This window comes from Bradyrhizobium sp. HKCCYLR20261 (assembly GCF_051168435.1).
Lineage (GTDB): Bacteria > Pseudomonadota > Alphaproteobacteria > Rhizobiales > Xanthobacteraceae > Bradyrhizobium.
In genome coordinates this window covers 359,023-378,154 of record NZ_JBNPUZ010000004.1, presented here as the reverse complement: position 1 = coordinate 378,154, position 19,132 = coordinate 359,023, and the positions used below count along the sequence as shown (strand labels likewise).

Below are 19,132 nucleotides of genomic sequence, written 5' to 3'. Positions count from 1 at the left end.
GTATGCGCTGACCTCGCGGAGTCTTATCGTCACCAGCATTGATCGGCCAGACGGCGCCAGCGCCGAACGGCAAGCCATGTCTGGAGTTGAGCCTCCGCTCGAGGTCTCGCTGCGGGAGACGTGTCTTCAACGAGACGTCTCTCCGGCGATCACACGACACCACCACTCAATTCGAAAAGTTGCGACTGCCATGACAAATTCGGAACAAGAACGCTGGTCTCGCGTGAAGGGTCGGCTGCGCTCGACCGTCGGCGAGGACGTCTATACGAGCTGGTTTGCCCGCATGGACCTCGAAGCCGTTCAGGACGAAAGCGTTCATCTGTCGGTGCCGACGCGCTTCTTGAAGAGCTGGATCCAGGCGCATTATGCCGAGCGCGTGCTGTCGGCATGGCAGGCGGAGATGCCCGAGGTCCACCGGATCGACCTGTCGGTTCGGACCGCGATGCGCTGCGCGACGCCGGCCAAGGAAGCTCCCGTCGCCGTCGAGGCCCGCCGGCCCGAGCGCAACGACGCCAAGCCGGCCACCACGACGGAGCCGCGCTCTGCTGCCGCCGCATCGCTGGCGACGAGCCATGATGCGCTCGGCGGCTCGCCGCTCGATCCGCGCCTGACGTTTGCAAGCTTCGTCGTCGGCCGCGCCAACACGCTGGCCCATGCCGCCGCCCGCCAGGTCGCGGACGGCCGCCGCGGCGATCCCGTGATGTTCAATCCGCTCTACATCCATGCCGGCGTCGGCCTCGGCAAGACGCACCTCCTGCAGGCCGTGACCTGGGCCGGCAATGCCGGCGGCGAGCGCAAGGTGCTGTATCTCACCGCCGAGAAGTTCATGTACGGCTTCGTCGCGGCGCTGAAATCGCAGACGGCGCTGGCGTTCAAGGAAGCGCTGCGCGGCATCGACGTGCTGGTGATCGACGATCTGCAGTTCCTGCAGGGCAAGTCGACCCAGGCCGAGTTCTGCCACACGCTGAACGCGCTGATCGATGCCGGTCGCCAGGTGGTGATCGCCGCCGACCGCCCGCCGTCGGACCTCGAAAGCCTCGACGACCGCGTTCGCTCGCGCCTCGCCGGCGGCCTCGTGGTCGAGATGGCGACGCTCGGCGAAGACCTGCGGCTCGGCATTCTCAAGTCGCGCGTCGCGGCGGCCCGTGCGCACCATGCGAGCTTCGACGTGCCGGAGCCGGTGCTCGATTATCTCGCCCGTTCCATCACCCATAACGGCCGCGATCTCGAAGGCGCGATCAACCGCCTGCTCGCGCATTCCAAGCTGAACAACCAGCCCGTGACGCTCGACATGGCCGAGCGCGAGGTGCGCGACCTCGTTCGCCCGCAGGAGCCGAAGCGGATCAAGATCGAGGACATCCAGCGCGTGGTGGCGCGGCAGTACAATGTCAGCCGCTCCGACCTGTTGTCGTCGCGCCGCACCGCCAATGTCGTGCGGCCGCGCCAGGTCGCGATGTACCTGGCCAAGACGCTGACCCTGCGCTCCCTGCCCGAGATCGGCCGCCGCTTCGGCGGTCGCGACCACACCACCGTGCTGCATGCCGTCCGCAAGATCGAGGCGTTGGTCGGCAAGGATGTGACGCTGAACGACGAGGTCGAGTCGCTGAAGCGGCAACTGCAGGACTAGTTCGCCCGCACGGCCAGCCCGAGCGGCCAGGGGGGACGGACAGAAGGTCCGGCCCCGGCCGCGATTGCCCCCGTCATTCTGACGCCCTCCGGTCCGTTCCCCGGTGCGCGGAAACGTCTGCCGAAACATGGGAAATCGGCCCGCTTTCCCTTGGCTTTCCCTTGCGCTTGGGCCTCATCCGCGCCACTTTACGCCTCCCCCTCACGCTCCTGGACGCTGAAAAAGCGCCGTTCGGGCGCGAGGTGCCATCGGCCGCGGCGCTGTTCCAGCCCGCCGGCATTCCAGGACAAGCTCAGTTGGGAACGGGCGGGTAGTGCAATGAAGGTAACCGTCGAACGCGCGCAGCTCCTGAAGTCGCTGGGCCACGTCCATCGTGTGGTCGAGCGGAGGAACACGATCCCAATTCTGGGCAATGTTCTCGTCCGTGCGGAGAACGCCCGTCTGTCGCTGCGGGCCACCGATCTCGATCTCGAAGTGACGGAAACCCTGGCCGCCGAGACCGCCACCGCCGGCTCCACCACCGTGCCGGCGCATATGTTCTACGACATCGTGCGCAAGCTGCCGGACGGCTCGCAGATCGTGCTGGAGAGCGACGGCGAGCGCGCCGTGCTCGCTATCCGCGCGGGACGCTCCAAGTTCACCCTGCAGACCTTGCCCGAGAGCGACTTCCCGGATCTCGCGGCGGGCGAGATGACGCACGCCTTCGGCGTTCCCGCCAAGGACATCAAGAGCCTGATCGACCGCACGCAGTTCGCGATCTCGACCGAGGAGACGCGGTATTACCTGAACGGCATCTATCTGCATGCCGGCGGCAATGCCAAGCAGCCGACCTTGCGCGCGGTGGCCACCGACGGCCATCGCCTTGCGCAGGTCGATCTGCCGCAGCCGGCCGGCGCCGCCGAGATGCCCGGCGTCATCGTGCCGCGCAAGACCGTCGGCGAGGTGCAGCGGCTGATCGAGGACAATGACAGCGAGATCAAGATCGAGCTGTCGCAGGGCAAGATCCGCTTCACCCTCGGACAGGTGGTGCTGACCTCGAAGCTGATCGACGGCACCTTCCCGGACTACGGCCGCGTCATTCCGCAGAACAACGACAAGGAGCTCGTCGTCGACAAGGCCGATTTCGCCGCAGCCGTCGACCGCGTCTCCACCATTTCGAGCGAGCGCGGCCGAGCCGTGAAGCTCGCGCTGTCGCCCGGCAAGCTGGTGCTGTCGGTCACCAATCCGGACTCCGGCAGCGCGACGGAAGAGCTCGAGGTCGAATACGCCTCCGACGCGCTCGATATCGGCTTCAACTCGCGCTATCTGCTCGATATCGCCGCCCAGATCGAGGGCCAGGTCGCCGTGCTCAGGCTGGCCGATCCCGGCTCGCCGACGCTCATCCAGGACCGTGACAACCGCAACGCGCTGTACGTGCTGATGCCGATGCGGGTGTGAGGTACGGCGCGCGAGATTGAAGGAAACTCGTCATGGCCGGGCTTGACCCGGCCATCCATCTCAACTCATGGCCTACTGGGTATACATCCTCGCCAGCAAGCCCGGCGGCACGCTCTATGTCGGCGTGACCAACGATCTCGTTCGACGAGTCTACGAGCATCGCGCAGGCCTCGCAGAGAGCTTCACCAAGCGCTACGGAATCAAGCGGCTGGTCTACTTCGAGGCGCATGAGATGATCGCCGGAGCATTGCAGCGCGAGAAGAACATCAAACACTGGTCACGCGAATGGAAGATCGGCCTGATCGCAAAAGACAATCCAGATTGGCGCGATCTCTATGATGAAATAGTCCGCTGACGCGGACGATGGATTGCCGGGTCAAGCCCGGCAATGACAGAACTGGGCTTGTAACTCCTTCTGATGACCCCCTCCCGCATCAATCGCCTGTCGCTGACGCATTTCCGCAGCTATCGCGCGGCGAGCGTCAGCGTGCAGGCGGACATGGTCGCGCTGGTGGGAGCGAACGGCGCCGGCAAGACCAATTGCCTGGAGGCGATCTCGTTCTTCGCGCCCGGCCGCGGCCTGCGCCGCGCGACGCTCGAGGATGTCGCCGACAACCAGGGCGACGGCTCCTGGGCCGTGTCGGCCGAGGTCGAGGGCGCGCTGGGGCTGACCACCTTCGGCACCGGCATCGAGCCGCCGCGCAGCGACGCCAACACGACGCGCCGCTGCCGCATCGACCGCGAGCCGGTCGGCTCCGCGGCGGCGTTCGGCGATCACATCCGCATGGTCTGGCTCACGCCCGCCATGGACGGCCTGTTCATGGGCTCCGCCTCCGACCGCCGCCGCTTCTTCGACCGCCTGGTGCTGGCGATCGACAGCGAGCATTCCAGCCGCGTCTCGGCGCTGGAGCGTAGCTTGCGCTCGCGCAACCGGCTGCTCGAGGTGCGCAATTTCGACGACCATTGGTGTGACGCGATCGAGCGCGAGACCGCCGAGCTTGCGGTGGCCGTCGCGGCAAGTCGCGGCCAGACCGCGGTGAAGCTCGCCGCGATGCTGCGCCAGCGCGGGGCGGCGTCGGCGTTTCCCTCGGCCGAGATCGCGCTCGACGGCTGGATGGAGAACGCGCTGCTGACCGAGCCCGCGCTCGGCGTCGAGGACCGCTATCGCGCGCTGCTGCGCGACAATCGCGCGCGCGATGCCGCCGCGGGCCGCACGCTGGATGGCCCGCATCTCACCGACCTGCACGTGATCTACGCGCCGAAGAACATGCCGGCGCGCGACGCCTCGACCGGCGAGCAGAAAGCGCTGCTGATCGGCCTGATCCTCGCGCACGCGACCTTGGTCGCCGAGACCACCGGCATCGTGCCGATGCTGCTGCTCGACGAGATCGTCGCCCATCTCGATCCCGGCCGCCGCACCGCGCTGTTCGCCGAGCTCGGCACGCTCGGTGCCCAGGTGTGGCTGACCGGCGCCGATCCCGCGGCGTTCGCGGAGCTGCGCGAGCTCGGCGAGATCTTCGACGTCGAGGGCGGCCGGATCAGCGCACGGCGGTAACGTTTTCCGCCGTTGAACCTATCAGTTCCCAGCTTCGACTAGCTGTCGTTGGATCGACGACGAGGTCCTCCGACATCCCGCAGGCCTACGCGCCGCAATCGAAATCCTGGAGATCTGTGATGTCCAAGCTTTGGCCGCAGGCCATCGCCGCGCCGCGGCTACGTCTGTTTGCCTGCAGCGTTCTGCTTGTCGCGAGCTGTATCGTCCCCGCGCGCGCCGATGACGCCATCGTCGACGTCCACGCGCTGCCGCGCGCCGAGGGCGCCGTGGAGGATACGTCGCGCCCCGATCGCTATCGTGTCGTCTACCGACTGCCGATGCCGCCTGCCGCAACCAATGCCGCCACCCAGCAGGTGCTGAGCGCCGACGGCTGGGTGCGCTACATCAGGCCACTGGAGGAACGCAATCCCACGCTCAACTACAAAAAGGGCAAGCAGGGACTGTCGGCCTACGTCACCGGCAGCGGCGGACGCATGGACCAGTCGGAGGTCAGCTACTCGCCGCAGCGGATCTACGCCAATGTGCCGTTCCCCGACGGCGCGACCGAGATCGTGTTCGACGAGACGCGGCCCTATCTGTCCTGCATCGTTGCGACGCCGCTCGATGCGACCATGGCCTTCTTCGCCAGGGAGATGACCGCGCTCGGCTGGCAGAAGCTGACCGCGGAGACTGCCGCGCGCTGGCCCAACGCCGATCTCGGCGAGACCGCGCCGAACGGCGTGCGCGCCTTCTTCGGCCATGACGACAGCGACGGCTACCGCCGCCAGAATCCGGTGATGCTGACGCTGGCCCGCCGCGACGACGGCAAGATCAAGGTCGAAATCCGCGTTGCGCCATTCGCGCTTCCAGCGCAGCTCGAAGCCGGCGACGACCGCGCCGGTCTGCCGATGCCGAAGCCGGCCAAATCGTCGCAGAGCCTGGGCAGCGCGACCTCGCCGGCCCGCCAGGCCAAGGGCGCCATCATCGCCGAGCTGCCGGCCGTGCTCGCGTTCTACAGAAGCGAGCTGCAGGGGCGCGGCTTCCGGATCGAGGCGGCCGCGCCGGGCACGCCGGATGACGTGACGCTGAAGGTCGCCTCGGCAGAGGAGACCGGCACGCTGAAACTGTCGCGGCAATACGATCTCACCATGGTCGAACTCTCGATGCGCGCCACCGAAGCGGCGCTGGCCGCACGGGCCAAGGCCAAGAAGGACGCCGACGACAAGTTCATGGCCGACGCCGCCGCGATGGCCAAGCAGGTGATCGCGGCTGACGAGGTCCGGCGGGCGCAGCAGGCCGGCGCGATGTCGGATGCGCCGGTCAAGGCGCTGGCCGGCAATCCCGCCCCGATCGCCCTGCCCGAGACCGCCGAGGCGGTGGAGTTCGACGGCAGCCAGGGACGGCTGGAGTTCAAGTCGACCTCGTCGGTGAAGGCCCTCGCCGGCTTCTTCCGGTCGACCTTGAAGGCGACCGGTTACAGGGAAGCGCCGACCGTGATCGACAATCCGACCATGGCGCGGCTGGAGTTTTCGGCGAAGGGCAAGTCGGTCGCGTTCACGATCATGCAGATGGGCCCGAAGGTGAACGTGACCGCCGACGGCAGCGCCCTGATCGCTGCAGCCAAGCCAGCGGCCGCCGCGCAGGCGGCGTCGCAACAGGCCAAGGACGCGCCCCCGCTCGAAGCCGATCCGTCGTCGGCGCTGCCGGTGCCGAAGGAGCGCAGCGCCACCTCGATGGCGACCTCCAAGGCGCCCGGCTTCGACACGCCCGTCCGCCTGGAGCTCGAAGCCAGCGTGCCCGCCGATCTCAACGCCGTGCTGGCGTTCTACCGTGCCGAGCTGACCAAACGCGGTTGGCAGGAGAAGCCCGAGGGCGCGCAGACCAGCGCCGACAAGGCCAGGCTCGCCTTCACCTCGCCGCAAGGGCCCGCCGTGCTGACGCTCGGCCGCGCGCGTGGCGAGACCTCGATCAACCTGGTGCAGAAGAACGCAGACGCCGCCGCGAAGGCCGAGATCCTGCCCAAACCCGGCCAGGCCAAGCTGATGCTCGGCAATGCCGGCGACACCGATGCGGTGCTCACGATCAACAGGCAGGCGGTGAAGATCGCAGCCGGCACCGGCAGCCCGAAGACGCCCAAGGGCCCGCTGCTCGATCTGCCGCCCGGCAAATACCGCTACGAGATCAAGATCGCCAGCCGTGCGCCCGTGAGCGACACCATCGAGCTCGGCGCCGGCGACGCCTGGGGCCTGATGATCGGCCCGACCGGCCAGGCCCTGCCCTTGCCGCTGTACTGAGCCTGAGGGCGCCCGGCAGCGCGCCCTCCGCCAGCGATTGCGTGGATCGTCAGGCCGCTCCAACGGGCGGCCTGACGCCGTTGGAGCGCCCGCCTGAAGCGGCCGTCCCAGGCGCTGTCCGAACGCCTGCGAATGGCCGTCCGAATCGGCCTTGCGCAGGCCCCGAAGAGGGCTCCCGGACGGCTTGAAAAACCGTTAAAAAAACCCATCTCTTCAATATCTTAAGGCACGTCTTTTTGCGCTAGGCGCGCCCCCGCTTTCGTGGCACAAAGAGTGCTCTCAGCACCCTTGCGCGACATCGCCCATCGGCACCCCTTCCGGGACCCCTTCAAAGGCCTCACATGACCGAACCCGCCCGGCAAACCATCGCCGACAACGAGCCTGCCACCGCGAACGAATACGGCGCAGAATCGATCCGGGTGTTGAAGGGCCTGGATGCCGTGCGCAAGCGCCCGGGCATGTATATCGGCGACACCGATGACGGCTCCGGCCTGCACCACATGGTCTATGAGGTCGTCGACAACGCCATCGACGAGGCGCTCGCCGGTTATGCGAGCCGCGTCGAGGTCGTGCTCAACGCCGACAACTCCGTCACCGTGCGCGACGACGGCCGCGGCATTCCGGTCGACATCCACAAAGGCGAAGGCGTCTCGGCGGCCGAGGTCATCATGACCCAGTTGCACGCCGGCGGAAAGTTCGACCAGAACTCCTACAAGGTCTCCGGTGGTCTGCACGGCGTCGGCGTCTCCGTCGTCAACGCGCTGTCGAGCAAGCTCGAGCTGCGCATCTGGCGCGACGACAAGGAGCACCTCATCGTGTTCGCCCATGGCGACGCGGTGGCACCGCTACAGGTCGTCGGCGATACACCCGGCAAGCGCGGCACCGAGGTGACGTTCCTCGCCTCGACCGAGACCTTCAAGATGGTCGAATACGACTACGCGACGCTCGAACATCGCCTGCGCGAGCTCGCCTTTCTCAATTCCGGCGTCCACATCATCCTCTCTGACATGCGCCACGCGGTCGAGAAGCGCGAGGAGATGTTCTATTCCGGCGGCGTCGAGGAGTTCGTCAAATATCTCGACCGCAACAAGAAGGCGATCGTTCCCAATCCGATCATGGTGCGCTCGGAGTCGAACGGCATCACCGTCGAGGCGGCGCTGTGGTGGAACGACAGCTACCACGAGAACGTGCTGTGCTTCACCAACAACATTCCGCAGCGTGACGGCGGCACCCATCTCGCCGGCTTCCGTGGCGCCCTGACGCGCCAGGTCAACGGCTATGCCGAGGCCAATGCGAAGAAGGAAAAGATCGCGCTGACCGGCGACGACTGCCGCGAAGGCCTCACCGCGGTGCTCTCGGTGAAGGTGCCGGACCCGAAGTTCTCGTCGCAGACCAAGGACAAGCTGGTATCCTCGGAAGTGCGCCCCGTGGTCGAGAACGTCCTCAACGAGGCGCTGTCGGCGTGGTTCGAGGAGCATCCGTCGGAGGCCAAGACCGTCGTCGGCAAGGTGATCCAGGCCGCCGCGGCGCGCGAGGCGGCGCGCAAGGCGCGCGAGCTGACGCGCAAGAATCCGCTCAACAACATTGCCTCGCTGCCCGGCAAGCTCGCCGACTGCCAGGAGAAGGATCCGGCCAAGTCAGAGCTGTTCATCGTCGAGGGTGACTCGGCCGGCGGCAGCGCCAAGCAGGGCCGCAACCGCGAGTTCCAGGCGGTGCTGCCGCTGCGCGGCAAGATCCTCAATGTCGAGCGCGTGCGTCCCGACAAGATGCTGTCGAGCGAGCAGATCGGCACGCTGATCACCGCTCTCGGCACGGGGATCAGCGACGACTTCTCGATCGACAAGCTGCGCTACCACAAGATCATCGTGATGACCGACGCCGACGTCGACGGCGCCCACATCCGCACCTTGCTGCTGACGTTCTTCTATCGGCAGATGCGCCAGATCATCGATCGCGGCCATCTCTACATCGCGCAGCCGCCGCTCTACAAGGTGACGCGCGGCAAGTCCGAGCAGTATCTGAAGGACGAGCGCGCGCTCGAGGACTATCTGATCGGCACCGGCCTCGACGATTGCGTGTTCAGGACCGCCGAGGGCGAGGAGCGCAAGGGCCGCGACCTGCTGGCGCTGGTCGAGGAGGCGCGCCTCGTGCGCAACATCCTGCGCAATTTGCACAGCCGCTACGACCGCAAGGTCGTCGAGCAGGCGGCGATCGCCGGCGTATTGCGCGCCGACATCACGCGCGACATCGCCACCGCCGACGCCGCCGCCGAATACATCGCCAAGCGGCTCGACGTGCTGGCGGACGAAGTCGAACGCGGCTGGATCGGCCATTTCGTGGAAGGCCAGGGCTTTACGTTCGAGCGCACCGTGCGCGGCGTGAAGGACGTGGCTGTGATCGACGACGCTCTGCTGGCCTCGGCCGACGCGCGCAAGCTCGACGACTACGCCGCGCGCCTGCAGGACGCCTACGCCAAGCCCGGTTTCCTGCGCCGCGGCGATACCCAGACCGTGATCCACGGCCCGGTCGACCTGTTCGAGGCCGTGACCGACGCGGGCCGCAAGGGCATCGCCATGCAGCGCTACAAAGGGCTGGGCGAGATGAACCCGCAGCAGCTCTGGGAAACCACCCTCGACACCGAGGCGCGCACCCTGCTCCAGGTGAAGGTCAAGGAGGTCGACGAGGCCGACGACATCTTCACCAAGCTGATGGGCGACGTCGTCGAGCCCCGCCGCGAATTCATCCAGGACAATTCGCTGTCGGCGAATGTGGACGTGTAGGTACGGGCGCCGCAGCGGTTCTCGATAGGCTGCTGTGCAACTCGGCATGTGATATTGGCGTTCTCGCTGTTCTTACGGAGGACATCGTCATGACCACTATCACTGTTCGTGACCTTTCCGACGAAATCCATCGGGCTCTCAAGCTGCGCGCCACGCAAAATGCCCGCAGCATTGAGGCCGAAATCCGCGCCATTCTCGACGAAGCGACAAGTCCGAGCGACAGGCTGCGCATCGGCAGCAAACTCTCGGAGATGAGCCGCACAATCGGCCTCACGACTGCCGACATCGAGTTGCTGGAGCGGCAGCTGCTAGCCTGCCGCAAGGCCCCACACCGAATAAACCTGCTCGGCCCGGAGACTCTTTAGGACAGTGGTCTGCGTGCGGCTTCCGTGATAATTGCACGCCGGAGCGAGGTTCCGCTGTAGCCGGCGCCGCCTTTGACCTCAGCATCAAAAACGGACCGACACATGGCGCCCATTCAATACATCGTCGAGGGTGGTCACCGGCTCAAGGGCGCGATCGAGCCGTCGGGCAACAAGAACGCGGCGCTGCCGATCATCGCAGCCGCGCTTCTGACCGACCATCCGGTGACGCTCGATAATGTGCCGCGCATCCGCGACACCGAGACTCTGGTCGAGCTGGTCCGTTCGGTCGGCGCGTCGGCTGAATGGCGCGGCCGCAACCGGCTCGCGATCCATGCCAAGGAGATCCGCGCCGGCGATCTCGATCCGGACCTGTGCGCGCGCATCCGCGCCTCGATCCTGCTCGCAGGTCCCCTGCTCGCCCGCTGCGGCGAGGTGGCGCTGCCGCCACCCGGCGGCGACGTCATCGGCCGCCGTCGCCTCGACACGCATTTCCTCGCCTTCGAGCAGCTCGGCGCCACCGTCACCGCGAGCGATAAAATCGAGCTGCGCGCCTCCGGCCTGAAGGGCGCCGACGTCTTCCTCGACGAGCCCAGCGTGACCGCCACCGAGAATGCGCTGGTCGCGGCCGTCGCCGCGCACGGCACGACCTACCTGCGCAATGCCGCCTCCGAGCCGCACGTCCAGGACCTCGCGCATTTCCTCGTCGCGCTCGGCGCCAACATCGAGGGCATCGGCACCAACACGATGGTGATCCACGGCGCTAGCACGCTCGGCCAGGCGTCCTACGCGATCCAGCCTGATCACATCGAGGTCGGATCGCTGATAGGGCTGGCCGCCGTGACGCGCTCGCCGCTCCGCATCGTGCGCGCCGGCACCGAGCATCTGCGCTCGATCCGCATGGGCTTCGAGCGGCTCGGCATCGTTTGCGAGGTCGCTGGCGACGATCTCATCGTGCCCTCCGACCAGACCATGAAGATCAAGGACGATTTCGGCGGCCACGTGCCGAAGCTGGAGGACCAGCCCTGGCCGGCCTTCCCCGCTGATCTGATGTCGATCGCGATCGTCACCGCCACGCAATGCGAGGGCGTGATCCTGATGTTCGAGAAGATGTTCGAGTCGCGGATGTTCTTCGTCGACAAGCTGATCTCGATGGGCGCCCGCATCGTGCTGTGCGACCCGCATCGCGCCATCGTCGCCGGCCCCAGCCAGCTGCGCGGCGCCCGCGTCGTCTCCCCCGACATCCGCGCCGGCATGGCCATGCTGCTCGCCGCGCTCTGCGCCGAGGGCACGTCCTATATCGACAACGCCGACCAGATCGAACGCGGCTACGAACGCATCGACGAACGCCTGAACGCGCTCGGCGCGAAGATCACGCGGGTGCCGGAGCGGGGACGTTAGACGTTCGCTCTGCTCTCTCCGCGTCATTGCGAGCGTAGCGAAGCAATCGAGAGTCCTTGCGCAGCCCTGGATTGCCTTCGCTGCGCTCGCAATGACGAACCGAAGGACCGTCGGGTAGGCAAAGAGCAGCCGCAGGCGGCTCGTGCCCACCGTCGAGCGACGGGATGATACTGATGGTGGGCACGGCGCGACCAACATCGCGCGCGAATCGTGACAAAGTGGCGCGCCTTTGCCCACCCTACTCCTTGCTCTCAGCGAGTGCGATGCTCGTGGAGAGCCACCTCACCTCACCCCTCTCTCCGCAAGAGGGGCGAGGGAGCCTACTGGTCGTGCCGTCAACAGCTGGTCCGATTTCGAGATGTGTGTTCAAACAATGCCGCTCACGCACGAGTCAATCCGCGCTCTTTCGACACGCGATGACGCCGAGACGCTGGTGTTGTTGCGCGGCGCGGCTGCGTCGGCCGATCAATTCATTCGTCGAACCGCAGTCGAAGTCATCGGCCGGCATGCGAGCGGCCGGACTCTCGGCGACGTGATTTTGTGTGCCTTGGCCGATCAATCCGAGTATGTCGTACGCGCCGGCTGCCAGGTTGTCGAAGATTGGAGATGGGACGCTGCTCATGACGCCATCTCGAAACTTATCACGAGCCCGTCAGGGTCCACGCGACAGGTGTCGATACGCACACTGGGCGCGATTTGGCAGCAGACGGATTTTCAGCCGGTGTTTCAAATCTACAAGACGGCCCCGGAGACCGCGGTCCGGCGCGAAGCCGCGTGGACCCTTCGAAGCAACGTCTCCAGCGTGGATTGGCGGCTCTTGTTCGACGCCTTCCGCACCGACCCGTTGCCTCGACATCGTGGATGGGCATGCGATCTTGCCATCGCCTTCGGGCAACCGGACATCCTCGCGTTCCTCAACGCGCTCTGCACCGATCGCGATGGCCATGTGCGAAAGGCGGCGGCGAAGGCCATCGCTGCTTTAGAAGCGCATACACTTTCGGCAGTCGATAACGTCGTCGTCAACGTTTAGGCGCTCCATGGATGCCCCCTCCCACCTCCTCCCGCGCAGCAAGAACGATGTCGAACGGGCGCGCAACGCCGTGCGAGCTGGCTATCCTGCAGTCGCCCCGATACTTGGCGAACTGACGGCTTGGCTCAAAGATTACAATTGGCCCACCGCTCACATCATTGCGCCATTCCTGTCGTCGATCGGCCCGCCGATGGTTCCGCACATCTGGCATGTCTTGAACTCCGACGATCACATCTGGAAATATTGGATCATCCAATTACTGCTTCCCGGCCTTCCGCACGACATTGCACTCCAATTTCGTCCGGAGCTCGAGCGCCTCTGCTACACTCCAAGCGATGCCGAGCGTTGCGAGGAGCTCGATCAGGAGGCACGCCAAGTTCTCGCTCACTTCGGTTGGGCTTGATGTCGACAGCAGGCATAGACGCGTCACCCGCCATACAGGAACGACCAACCTTCGAGGCGCACGCATGACGATCAGCGAGATCACTCCCGATGTCGACCGTGGCCAATGGCTCGCTGGTGCTGACTTCGCCGATGCCTTCCGCGTCACGATCGACGGCGCAATTCTCGATGCGCGCACCGCGGCCGAGCGCATGCTCGGTCATACGCCCTGGTGGATGGCCGTCCTGCTGAAACTACGCAATGCGCTGGTCCGGCCGTTCGGTTTGAAGACCTCGGGCGCGGACGCACGCCATCCGGGTCCCATGATCGGGATGTTCCCGGTGATCGACGAGACGCCAAAGCAACTCGTGCTGGGCTTCGACGACAAGCATCTGGACTTCCGCGTTCTGGTCGACGTCGCGACGATCGGCGCGAGCTCGCAGGTGACCGCCACCACCCTGGTACAGACCCACAACGCGCTCGGCCGCATCTATCTCACGGTCATCACGCCTTTTCATCGCCTCGTGGTGAAGGCCACCCTGAGGCAGGTCGCAGTGACCGCCTGATATCGCCATACACATCGCGGAACACCAGCATGCGCCCCAGCTGTCGTTCGCTCTCGCCTGGGAACCCGCACCGCGCCGCGAACTCATCGGCGCCGCGATAGGTCCCGAACAGCCGGTCCCAGATCGGCAGGTCGCCGTAGTTGCCAGCGTGCACGTCGAGTTCGTGGTGCAGCGAATGCAGCTCGGGCGTCTGTATGATATACTTCAGCCAGCGCGGAGATTTGTAGTTGGCGTGATAGAAGAACTCCCCTGTCGCCGCGAACAGGTTGAACCACAGCGCGCCCGACAATGAGCAGCCGAGCAGTGGGAACAGGATGAGCGCGGCGAGCACGCCATCGGCGAGGATCTCGACCGGATGCTTGTAGAACGAGGTCACCGTTTCGATGCGGCTCGGTGAGTGATGAACCTGGTGAAACAGCAGCCACCAGCCGTTCATGTGCCGGATGCGGTGCCACCAGTAGCAGAAGAAAGTGCCGACGAACCAGGCGATAAATCCCTGCAGCGCCGCCGAACGTAGCGCGCGCAGCTCGAACAGCGAGCGGCTGTCTACCAGATGCATCCAGAGTCCGCAGGTCACGAGCGTGATGCCGACCTGCGACAGCGTGACAATGAGCGCGCGGCCGTACCAGCCGGGCGCATTGGGCAGCTCGCGGCCGGGCGCGACGCGTTCGAGCGTCATGAAAGCAGCGGCGCTGGCGGCGGTCAGCAGTGGAGGAATGACGAGCGAGGTCATGGCGGCTCACCCTGGGATCGCGGATCCAGGATCCGGATCCGCTCTGGCCGCTACGACAGCACCAGACGGGTGCGCCGGTCGATGGCACATACGTGCTATGCCGGACGGCTCGAACCCGGCGGCGACTACCTCAGTGCCGCGATCAACTGGCTGCGCTTGCTGATGCCGAGCCGCTCGTAGATGACTCGGAAATGATTGCCGACCGTATGCTCGGAGATCCCGAGGCGCGAGGCGATCGTCTTGTCCGGCAGCCCCATCAGCGCGAGATCGACCAGCTCGCGCTGCCGCTCCGTCAGCTTGCCAAGATCCAGCCGCGGCGCCGTCACCTGCTCGGTCGCGAGGAACAACGCGTGCAGCACCGGCGCAATCAGGTTCAAAGACATCAGGACATGCTGCGGCTGGTCGGCTGCGACGCCGGCGAAGCTGAGATAGGTGCCGGCACTGGCGAAGGGATCGATGACGCCGTGACCCGCGACGACGCCGAGCGACAATTGTCTGATCTCATCGAGCTCCCGCGCGGTCGCAAACGGCGGCGGATCGGCGGGATCGAGAATGAACGCCGCGCGGTTCTGCACCCACCACGCAAAGCAGCCGCGCGCGCCCAGGTCGAAGCTCTCTTCGAGCCCCGACACGAAGTCGTCCGGATAGCCCGATGTCACCAGACTGCGCATCCGGATGCGCCCGCCGGTGAGCCGGCCATAGGCGCCGAGAAAGCGCTGGAATGGAAGGAACCGGCGCAGCGGCCCCTCGACCCAGGCCAGGATCTGATCCTCCGTGACCGCCCCGCTCGGCACCGCGCCGAGCACGTCGATCCACGCCAGCAATTCGGGGTTTGGCCGCCGAGCCTGCTGCGGGTCAGTTGGCCCGACTGTGTCGTCCGTCCCGCCGCGCACGCCTGTCCTCCGAAGAATTTAGCAGCTGAGTCTAACACAAAGCGGCGTACGGGCAGCAGAAAGAACGTCGGCCGCGCGCGGTTTGGCTCTCACACCGACGCCTGTGGTAGCCTCCACAAACGCGCCGAGAAGCCCAGCCATGTCGCAAGAACAAACTCGAGACCCGGTTTGCAAATTGATCTTCGTACCCGGGCGCCCCAGCCTACTCCAAATCGCATTCGCAAGCGTCCTGGCTTTGATGATCGGAATCGGAATGACCCAAACCTCGGGTTCGTCCGACCTCGGCATGCTCTTTCTCTTCATCCTGCTCGGCCTCGTAGCCGCCAAAGCCACCAGGCGCTGGACGGTGGAGATTGATCCGAATGCGCGTCGTCTGATCATCACAAGCCGGCTATTCCACATCTGGCCGACTTTCACGGCCCACTGGTCTTTCGACGAATGCAGTCAAATCCGGGCTGACGAGCACCTTGTCGGAGACGGCGAGCGCCGGGTCAGCGTCTACTTCGAACTCGGTGAAAGAGGCGCCCATGAGGTTCCGGTGCAGCCGGCCAGCCTCGCCCTCGCAGCGAAGCTCGCCGACGAGATTTCGGTTCTGACGGGGATCTTCAGAGGGCCCGACCAATTTCAGTCGTGAGGGCCTACCGCCCGGCGTATGTCATACAATGCGCTCTCTGGCGCGACCAATCTCGATCTGCGACGCGGCCAAAGCCCATCGCCTCCCGGAAGTATGCTGCGTCGTCGCTGCCCGCATCGGCCGTCGCGAGCGCGATCGACTCACCATGCGCATCTCCCCGCCAACCGGCGACGAGAGCGCTATCGATCATCGGCAGACCGGCTAAGCGAGCCTGCGTGGAAAAACGAGATTCGTTAGCAGCGTCAGCAGCATGCTTCGGGCGAGATCGGTGTTGCCCAAGAATTCGCTTGCCTTATTTCCGAAATTCGGAAACAATGCGCTCATCCCGCCCTCGCTGAGAGGGACGCTTCGCGATCGTCACGGACCGTTGAGGGTGGGATGCGATGGATGCGGCGGCTTTCAGCGCGCGCTTGGGGCAACTCGAGGTCGGCGCGTGGACGAAGGAGCGGTCGCATACGGCGAAATCGTATGGTCCTGGCCTCCCGATGCTGAGGTCAAGCCGGCGAACGATCTGTCGGTGACGGTGGCCAACAAGCCCGGCGCACCGGGGAGAGTACGTATAAGCCGTTCCAACCATTGCGCAGGGAAGGCCGGTTGTGCGGCCCACCTGTGGTGACTGCCGCCTGCTACTTCTTTTGCAGGCGGGCCATGGGTGTGGTCAAGCACCCGGCCTTCCCTGCGCCCTCTCACTTCCAAGGGCCGCACACTTTGCAAAGCTCGGGCGCGAAGCATGCCGCGAGAATGACAACGCACGCGCATGCGGCGGCCGTGCGATCCGACGGCTCTCACCGTTGCCGCAGGCTGCGTTCATACGCCGCATGAGTTCGAGAGGGAACAACGACCGTGATGTGCAGGAACCGGCGGAGGCTGCTATAGCCGCGTCCATGACCCCTATCGTTGCAACCGATCATGCGCCGCTTCCGGCGGCGCCGCCTGCCTCGTTCACCGTCGAACTCTGGGAGACGATCCGGCTCGCTGCGCCGATGGCGCTGACGCAGCTGTCGCAGATCGCGATGATGTCGACCGACCTCGCTTTCATCGGCCGCCTCGGCGGCGACGCGGTCGCGGCGGCCGCGCTGTCCGGCACCGTCTACTTCGTCGGCTCGACCTTCGGCATGGGCCTGATGTCGGCGGTGGCGCCGCTGGCCGCGCAGGCGTTCGGCGCCGGAGACGCCGGGCTGGTCCGGCGCGCGCTGCGAGTCGGCCTGTGGACCGGTCTCTTCATTGCGCTGCCGATCATGCTGATCGCGCTGAACGGCGAAGCCATCCTGCTCGCGCTCGGGCAGACGCCCGGCGTCGCGCATCTCGCACAGGACTATCTGGCCGGTCTCGCCTGGGGCGTCGCGCCGATGCTGTGGTTCCTGGCGCTGCGCAGCTTCATGGGCGCGGTCAATCGCCCGGAGCCGGTGCTCGGGATCACGCTCGCCGCGATCCCGCTCAATGCGTTGCTGGTCTATCCGCTGCTGTACGGCGCGTGGGGATTTCCGCAGCTCGGCCTGACCGGCGTCGGGCTTGCGACCTCCACCGTGAACCTGGCGACGTTTCTAGCGGGGCTCTGGTTCGCCGTGTTTCGTCCGCCCTTCCGCGACTATCGCGTGCTCGCGCGACTGGGACAGATCGACTGGCGGCTGCTGCGGCAGCTGCTCATCATCGGCGCGCCGATCTCGCTGTCGTTCCTGCTGGAATACGGCCTGTTCTCGGCGGCCGCGATCCTGATGGGACTGATCAGCACGCCCGCGCTCGCCGCGCATCAGATCGCGCTGCAGATCACCGCGATCCTGTTCATGGTTCCGTTCGGCATCAGCATGGCGGCGACGGTGCGCGTCGGCCACGCCGCGGGGCGCAACGATGCGCAGGGCGTGCGCCGCGCCGGGTTGATGGCACTGCTGCTCGGCCTTGCGCTGGCGCTGCTTTTCACACTCGGCATCATCCTCGCGCGGTTCGAGCTCGTGCAGCTGTTTCTCGGCAGCGGCGTCGCCGATGTCGGAGCGACCGTCGCGCTCGCCGCCACCCTGCTGCTGGTCGGAACCACCTTCTTCATCACCGATGCGCTGCAGACCATCGCCGTCGGTGCGCTGCGCGGCATCAAGGACACGCGCGTGCCCTTGCTGCTCGCCGTGCTCGGCTACTGGCTGATCGGCTTTCCTGCGTCCTATGGGCTCGGGCTGCACACCTCGCTCGGCGCGATCGGCATCTGGATCGGGCTGTCGCTCGGCACCAGCATCTATGCGGCACTGCTCGTGCTGCGCTTCCTCAGGCTGTCGCGATGATGTCAGGCGCCGGCGGTATCGGACGTCTCCTCGGGCTCGGGCCGATGCGGCTTGCCGGGCGATGTCTCGGCCCATTCGGCGATGACCCGTTCGAGATCGATCAGGTTCTGCCGCATCTGATCGAGCGAGAAGCCGAGCGCGAAGAAGCGCTCGGCGGCGTCGCCCGGCAGACCCCGCGTCAGGCCGTCGCTGCGCAACGCGGCGACCGCCTCGGCATAGGACTTGACCGCGACATGCACCGGCCAGATCGCCGGCGGTCCGGAGCCGTTACGGATGGCGGCGGCGCAGCCGCGCAGATAGCCGGCGATGGCGTCGCTGACGCGCGTGACGGGGCCCGACAGGCGCGTCTGCAGCTCCGACGGCAGCGGCACCACGCTGGCGCGGCCGATCATCACGACGTCATGGCGCAGCCGCAGGATGGTTCGCAACAGCGGGCCGGTGTCGGCGCCCGACGACAGCCGCGCCGACCGCTCGCGCTCGGCCTCGGCGCCGGTGGCGTTCAGCTCGCTCAGGGCGGTGCCGATGCCGTCCTGGATTCGATGCAGCGCGTCGTTGTCGCGGCCGCGCGACAGGCCGGCCAGCAACTCGGTAAAGGCGGCCGCGATCAGCTCGAGCAGGCGCCCGGCAGCGCTGCGCATCTGCACGTGGGCGCGCGACGGCAGCACCACGAACGATACGGCAAGCCCGGTGAGCGCGCCGACGGCGACCTCGAACACGCGGTCGACCGCCGAGCCCAACGGATCGAGATGGCCCATGGTCGGGACAAGCAGCACGATGACGGCCGTCACCGTGGCGGCGTTGAGGCTCGGATTGAGCGCGGCGATGAAGGCGAGCGGCGTCACCGCCAGGATCAGCATGCCCAGCAGTTGCAACTCGCCGGAGTGCGGGATGAACACGGTGATGGCGCCGCCATAGATCGCGCCGCCGATGGTGCCGAACATGTAGTCGCGCGTCGCCTTCAGCGAGCGTCCGACGCTGCCTTGCGTCACGATCAGCGAGGTCAGCACCGCCCACAGCGGCAGCTTGAGCTGGAGAGCGGTTGCGATCGCGAAGGCGAGCGTCGCCGCCACCGTGCCGCGCACGGCGAGCGACATCTGCGCCCTGCGGGCATACACCCGGCCGAACAGCTCCTTGATCGACGGCATCAGTCACTCACCTCGAACGGACCAGCGCGGTCCCGGCATGGCAGC

General features: G+C 66.3%; 16 protein-coding genes. 13 read left to right on the top strand and 3 right to left on the bottom strand.

Going from position 1 to position 19,132, the window contains the following annotated elements:
* Positions 1-190 precede the first annotated feature (190 nt).
* The 11 genes from dnaA (at position 191) to ACQR1L_RS11765 (ending at position 13,412) form a co-directional block, all read left to right on the top strand.
* Positions 191-1,627: a chromosomal replication initiator protein DnaA gene (gene dnaA / locus ACQR1L_RS11815; RefSeq protein ID WP_434858122.1), complete on the top strand. Its 1,437-nt coding sequence runs from the start codon at positions 191-193 to the stop codon at positions 1,625-1,627.
* A gap of 318 nt (positions 1,628-1,945) precedes the next feature.
* Positions 1,946-3,064, top strand: a complete 1,119-nt coding sequence (dnaN, locus tag ACQR1L_RS11810) for a DNA polymerase III subunit beta (protein WP_434858121.1) — start codon at positions 1,946-1,948, stop codon at positions 3,062-3,064.
* A gap of 67 nt (positions 3,065-3,131) precedes the next feature.
* Positions 3,132-3,419: a GIY-YIG nuclease family protein gene (locus ACQR1L_RS11805; RefSeq protein WP_434858120.1), complete on the top strand. Its 288-nt coding sequence runs from the start codon at positions 3,132-3,134 to the stop codon at positions 3,417-3,419.
* Positions 3,420-3,482: 63 nt separating this feature from the next.
* Positions 3,483-4,619 (top strand): DNA replication/repair protein RecF, encoded by a 1,137-nt coding sequence (gene recF, locus ACQR1L_RS11800; protein WP_434858119.1) that lies wholly within the window; start codon positions 3,483-3,485, stop codon positions 4,617-4,619.
* Between the two features lie 119 nt (positions 4,620-4,738).
* Entirely contained in the window at positions 4,739-6,892 is a 2,154-nt protein-coding gene (locus tag ACQR1L_RS11795; protein WP_434858118.1) for a hypothetical protein, read from the top strand.
* A 341-nt stretch (positions 6,893-7,233) separates the two neighbouring features.
* Positions 7,234-9,672, top strand: coding sequence for a DNA topoisomerase (ATP-hydrolyzing) subunit B (gene gyrB, locus ACQR1L_RS11790; protein ID WP_434858117.1), 2,439 nt, complete (start codon positions 7,234-7,236; stop codon positions 9,670-9,672).
* 89 nt (positions 9,673-9,761) lie between these two features.
* Complete coding sequence (locus tag ACQR1L_RS11785; protein ID WP_434858116.1) at positions 9,762-10,037, top strand: FitA-like ribbon-helix-helix domain-containing protein; 276 nt, start codon at positions 9,762-9,764, stop codon at positions 10,035-10,037.
* A gap of 102 nt (positions 10,038-10,139) precedes the next feature.
* Positions 10,140-11,435, top strand: a complete 1,296-nt coding sequence (gene murA / locus ACQR1L_RS11780; protein ID WP_434858115.1) for a UDP-N-acetylglucosamine 1-carboxyvinyltransferase — start codon at positions 10,140-10,142, stop codon at positions 11,433-11,435.
* A 373-nt stretch (positions 11,436-11,808) separates the two neighbouring features.
* On the top strand, positions 11,809-12,465 hold the full coding sequence (locus tag ACQR1L_RS11775) for a HEAT repeat domain-containing protein (RefSeq protein ID WP_434858114.1): 657 nt from the start codon (positions 11,809-11,811) through the stop codon (positions 12,463-12,465).
* Between the two features lie 7 nt (positions 12,466-12,472).
* Positions 12,473-12,868: a DUF5071 domain-containing protein gene (locus ACQR1L_RS11770; protein WP_434858113.1), complete on the top strand. Its 396-nt coding sequence runs from the start codon at positions 12,473-12,475 to the stop codon at positions 12,866-12,868.
* Positions 12,869-12,932: 64 nt separating this feature from the next.
* On the top strand, positions 12,933-13,412 hold the full coding sequence (locus tag ACQR1L_RS11765; RefSeq protein ID WP_434858112.1) for a DUF2867 domain-containing protein: 480 nt from the start codon (positions 12,933-12,935) through the stop codon (positions 13,410-13,412).
* On the opposite strand, the gene ACQR1L_RS11760 is transcribed toward ACQR1L_RS11765, so the two are convergent.
* Together ACQR1L_RS11760 and ACQR1L_RS11755 are read right to left on the bottom strand one after the other, a co-directional pair.
* Positions 13,351-14,145: a sterol desaturase family protein gene (locus ACQR1L_RS11760; protein WP_434858111.1), complete on the bottom strand. Its 795-nt coding sequence runs from the start codon at positions 14,143-14,145 to the stop codon at positions 13,351-13,353. The genes ACQR1L_RS11765 and ACQR1L_RS11760 overlap by 62 nt on opposite strands.
* A 125-nt stretch (positions 14,146-14,270) precedes the next feature.
* Positions 14,271-15,038: a helix-turn-helix transcriptional regulator gene (locus tag ACQR1L_RS11755; protein WP_434858110.1), complete on the bottom strand. Its 768-nt coding sequence runs from the start codon at positions 15,036-15,038 to the stop codon at positions 14,271-14,273.
* A gap of 253 nt (positions 15,039-15,291) precedes the next feature.
* Here ACQR1L_RS11755 and ACQR1L_RS11750 point away from each other — a divergent pair, with 253 nt between their 5' ends.
* Positions 15,292-15,672: a hypothetical protein gene (locus ACQR1L_RS11750; RefSeq protein ID WP_434858109.1), complete on the top strand. Its 381-nt coding sequence runs from the start codon at positions 15,292-15,294 to the stop codon at positions 15,670-15,672.
* An 884-nt stretch (positions 15,673-16,556) separates the two neighbouring features.
* Complete coding sequence (locus ACQR1L_RS11745) at positions 16,557-17,942, top strand: MATE family efflux transporter (protein WP_434858108.1); 1,386 nt, start codon at positions 16,557-16,559, stop codon at positions 17,940-17,942.
* A 2-nt stretch (positions 17,943-17,944) separates the two neighbouring features.
* Here ACQR1L_RS11745 and ACQR1L_RS11740 read toward each other — a convergent pair whose 3' ends face one another.
* Positions 17,945-19,087 (bottom strand): FUSC family protein, encoded by a 1,143-nt coding sequence (locus ACQR1L_RS11740; RefSeq protein WP_434858107.1) that lies wholly within the window; start codon positions 19,085-19,087, stop codon positions 17,945-17,947.
* Positions 19,088-19,132: the final 45 nt, after the last annotated feature.

Excerpts from the sequence above, each read along its gene's own strand:
- dnaA (WP_434858122.1), top strand. The coding sequence starts at position 191 with ATGACAAATTCGGAACAAGAACGCTGGTCTCGCGTGAAGGGTCGGCTG.
- dnaN (WP_434858121.1), top strand. The coding sequence starts at position 1,946 with ATGAAGGTAACCGTCGAACGCGCGCAGCTCCTGAAGTCGCTGGGCCAC.
- ACQR1L_RS11805 (WP_434858120.1), top strand. The coding sequence starts at position 3,132 with ATGGCCTACTGGGTATACATCCTCGCCAGCAAGCCCGGCGGCACGCTC.
- recF (WP_434858119.1), top strand. The coding sequence starts at position 3,483 with ATGACCCCCTCCCGCATCAATCGCCTGTCGCTGACGCATTTCCGCAGC.
- ACQR1L_RS11795 (WP_434858118.1), top strand. The coding sequence starts at position 4,739 with ATGTCCAAGCTTTGGCCGCAGGCCATCGCCGCGCCGCGGCTACGTCTG.
- gyrB (WP_434858117.1), top strand. The coding sequence starts at position 7,234 with ATGACCGAACCCGCCCGGCAAACCATCGCCGACAACGAGCCTGCCACC.
- ACQR1L_RS11785 (WP_434858116.1), top strand. The coding sequence starts at position 9,762 with ATGACCACTATCACTGTTCGTGACCTTTCCGACGAAATCCATCGGGCT.
- murA (WP_434858115.1), top strand. The coding sequence starts at position 10,140 with ATGGCGCCCATTCAATACATCGTCGAGGGTGGTCACCGGCTCAAGGGC.
- ACQR1L_RS11775 (WP_434858114.1), top strand. The coding sequence starts at position 11,809 with ATGCCGCTCACGCACGAGTCAATCCGCGCTCTTTCGACACGCGATGAC.
- ACQR1L_RS11770 (WP_434858113.1), top strand. The coding sequence starts at position 12,473 with ATGGATGCCCCCTCCCACCTCCTCCCGCGCAGCAAGAACGATGTCGAA.
- ACQR1L_RS11765 (WP_434858112.1), top strand. The coding sequence starts at position 12,933 with ATGACGATCAGCGAGATCACTCCCGATGTCGACCGTGGCCAATGGCTC.
- ACQR1L_RS11760 (WP_434858111.1), bottom strand. The coding sequence starts at position 14,145 with ATGACCTCGCTCGTCATTCCTCCACTGCTGACCGCCGCCAGCGCCGCT.
- ACQR1L_RS11750 (WP_434858109.1), top strand. The coding sequence starts at position 15,292 with ATGACCCAAACCTCGGGTTCGTCCGACCTCGGCATGCTCTTTCTCTTC.
- ACQR1L_RS11745 (WP_434858108.1), top strand. The coding sequence starts at position 16,557 with ATGACCCCTATCGTTGCAACCGATCATGCGCCGCTTCCGGCGGCGCCG.
- ACQR1L_RS11740 (WP_434858107.1), bottom strand. The coding sequence starts at position 19,087 with ATGCCGTCGATCAAGGAGCTGTTCGGCCGGGTGTATGCCCGCAGGGCG.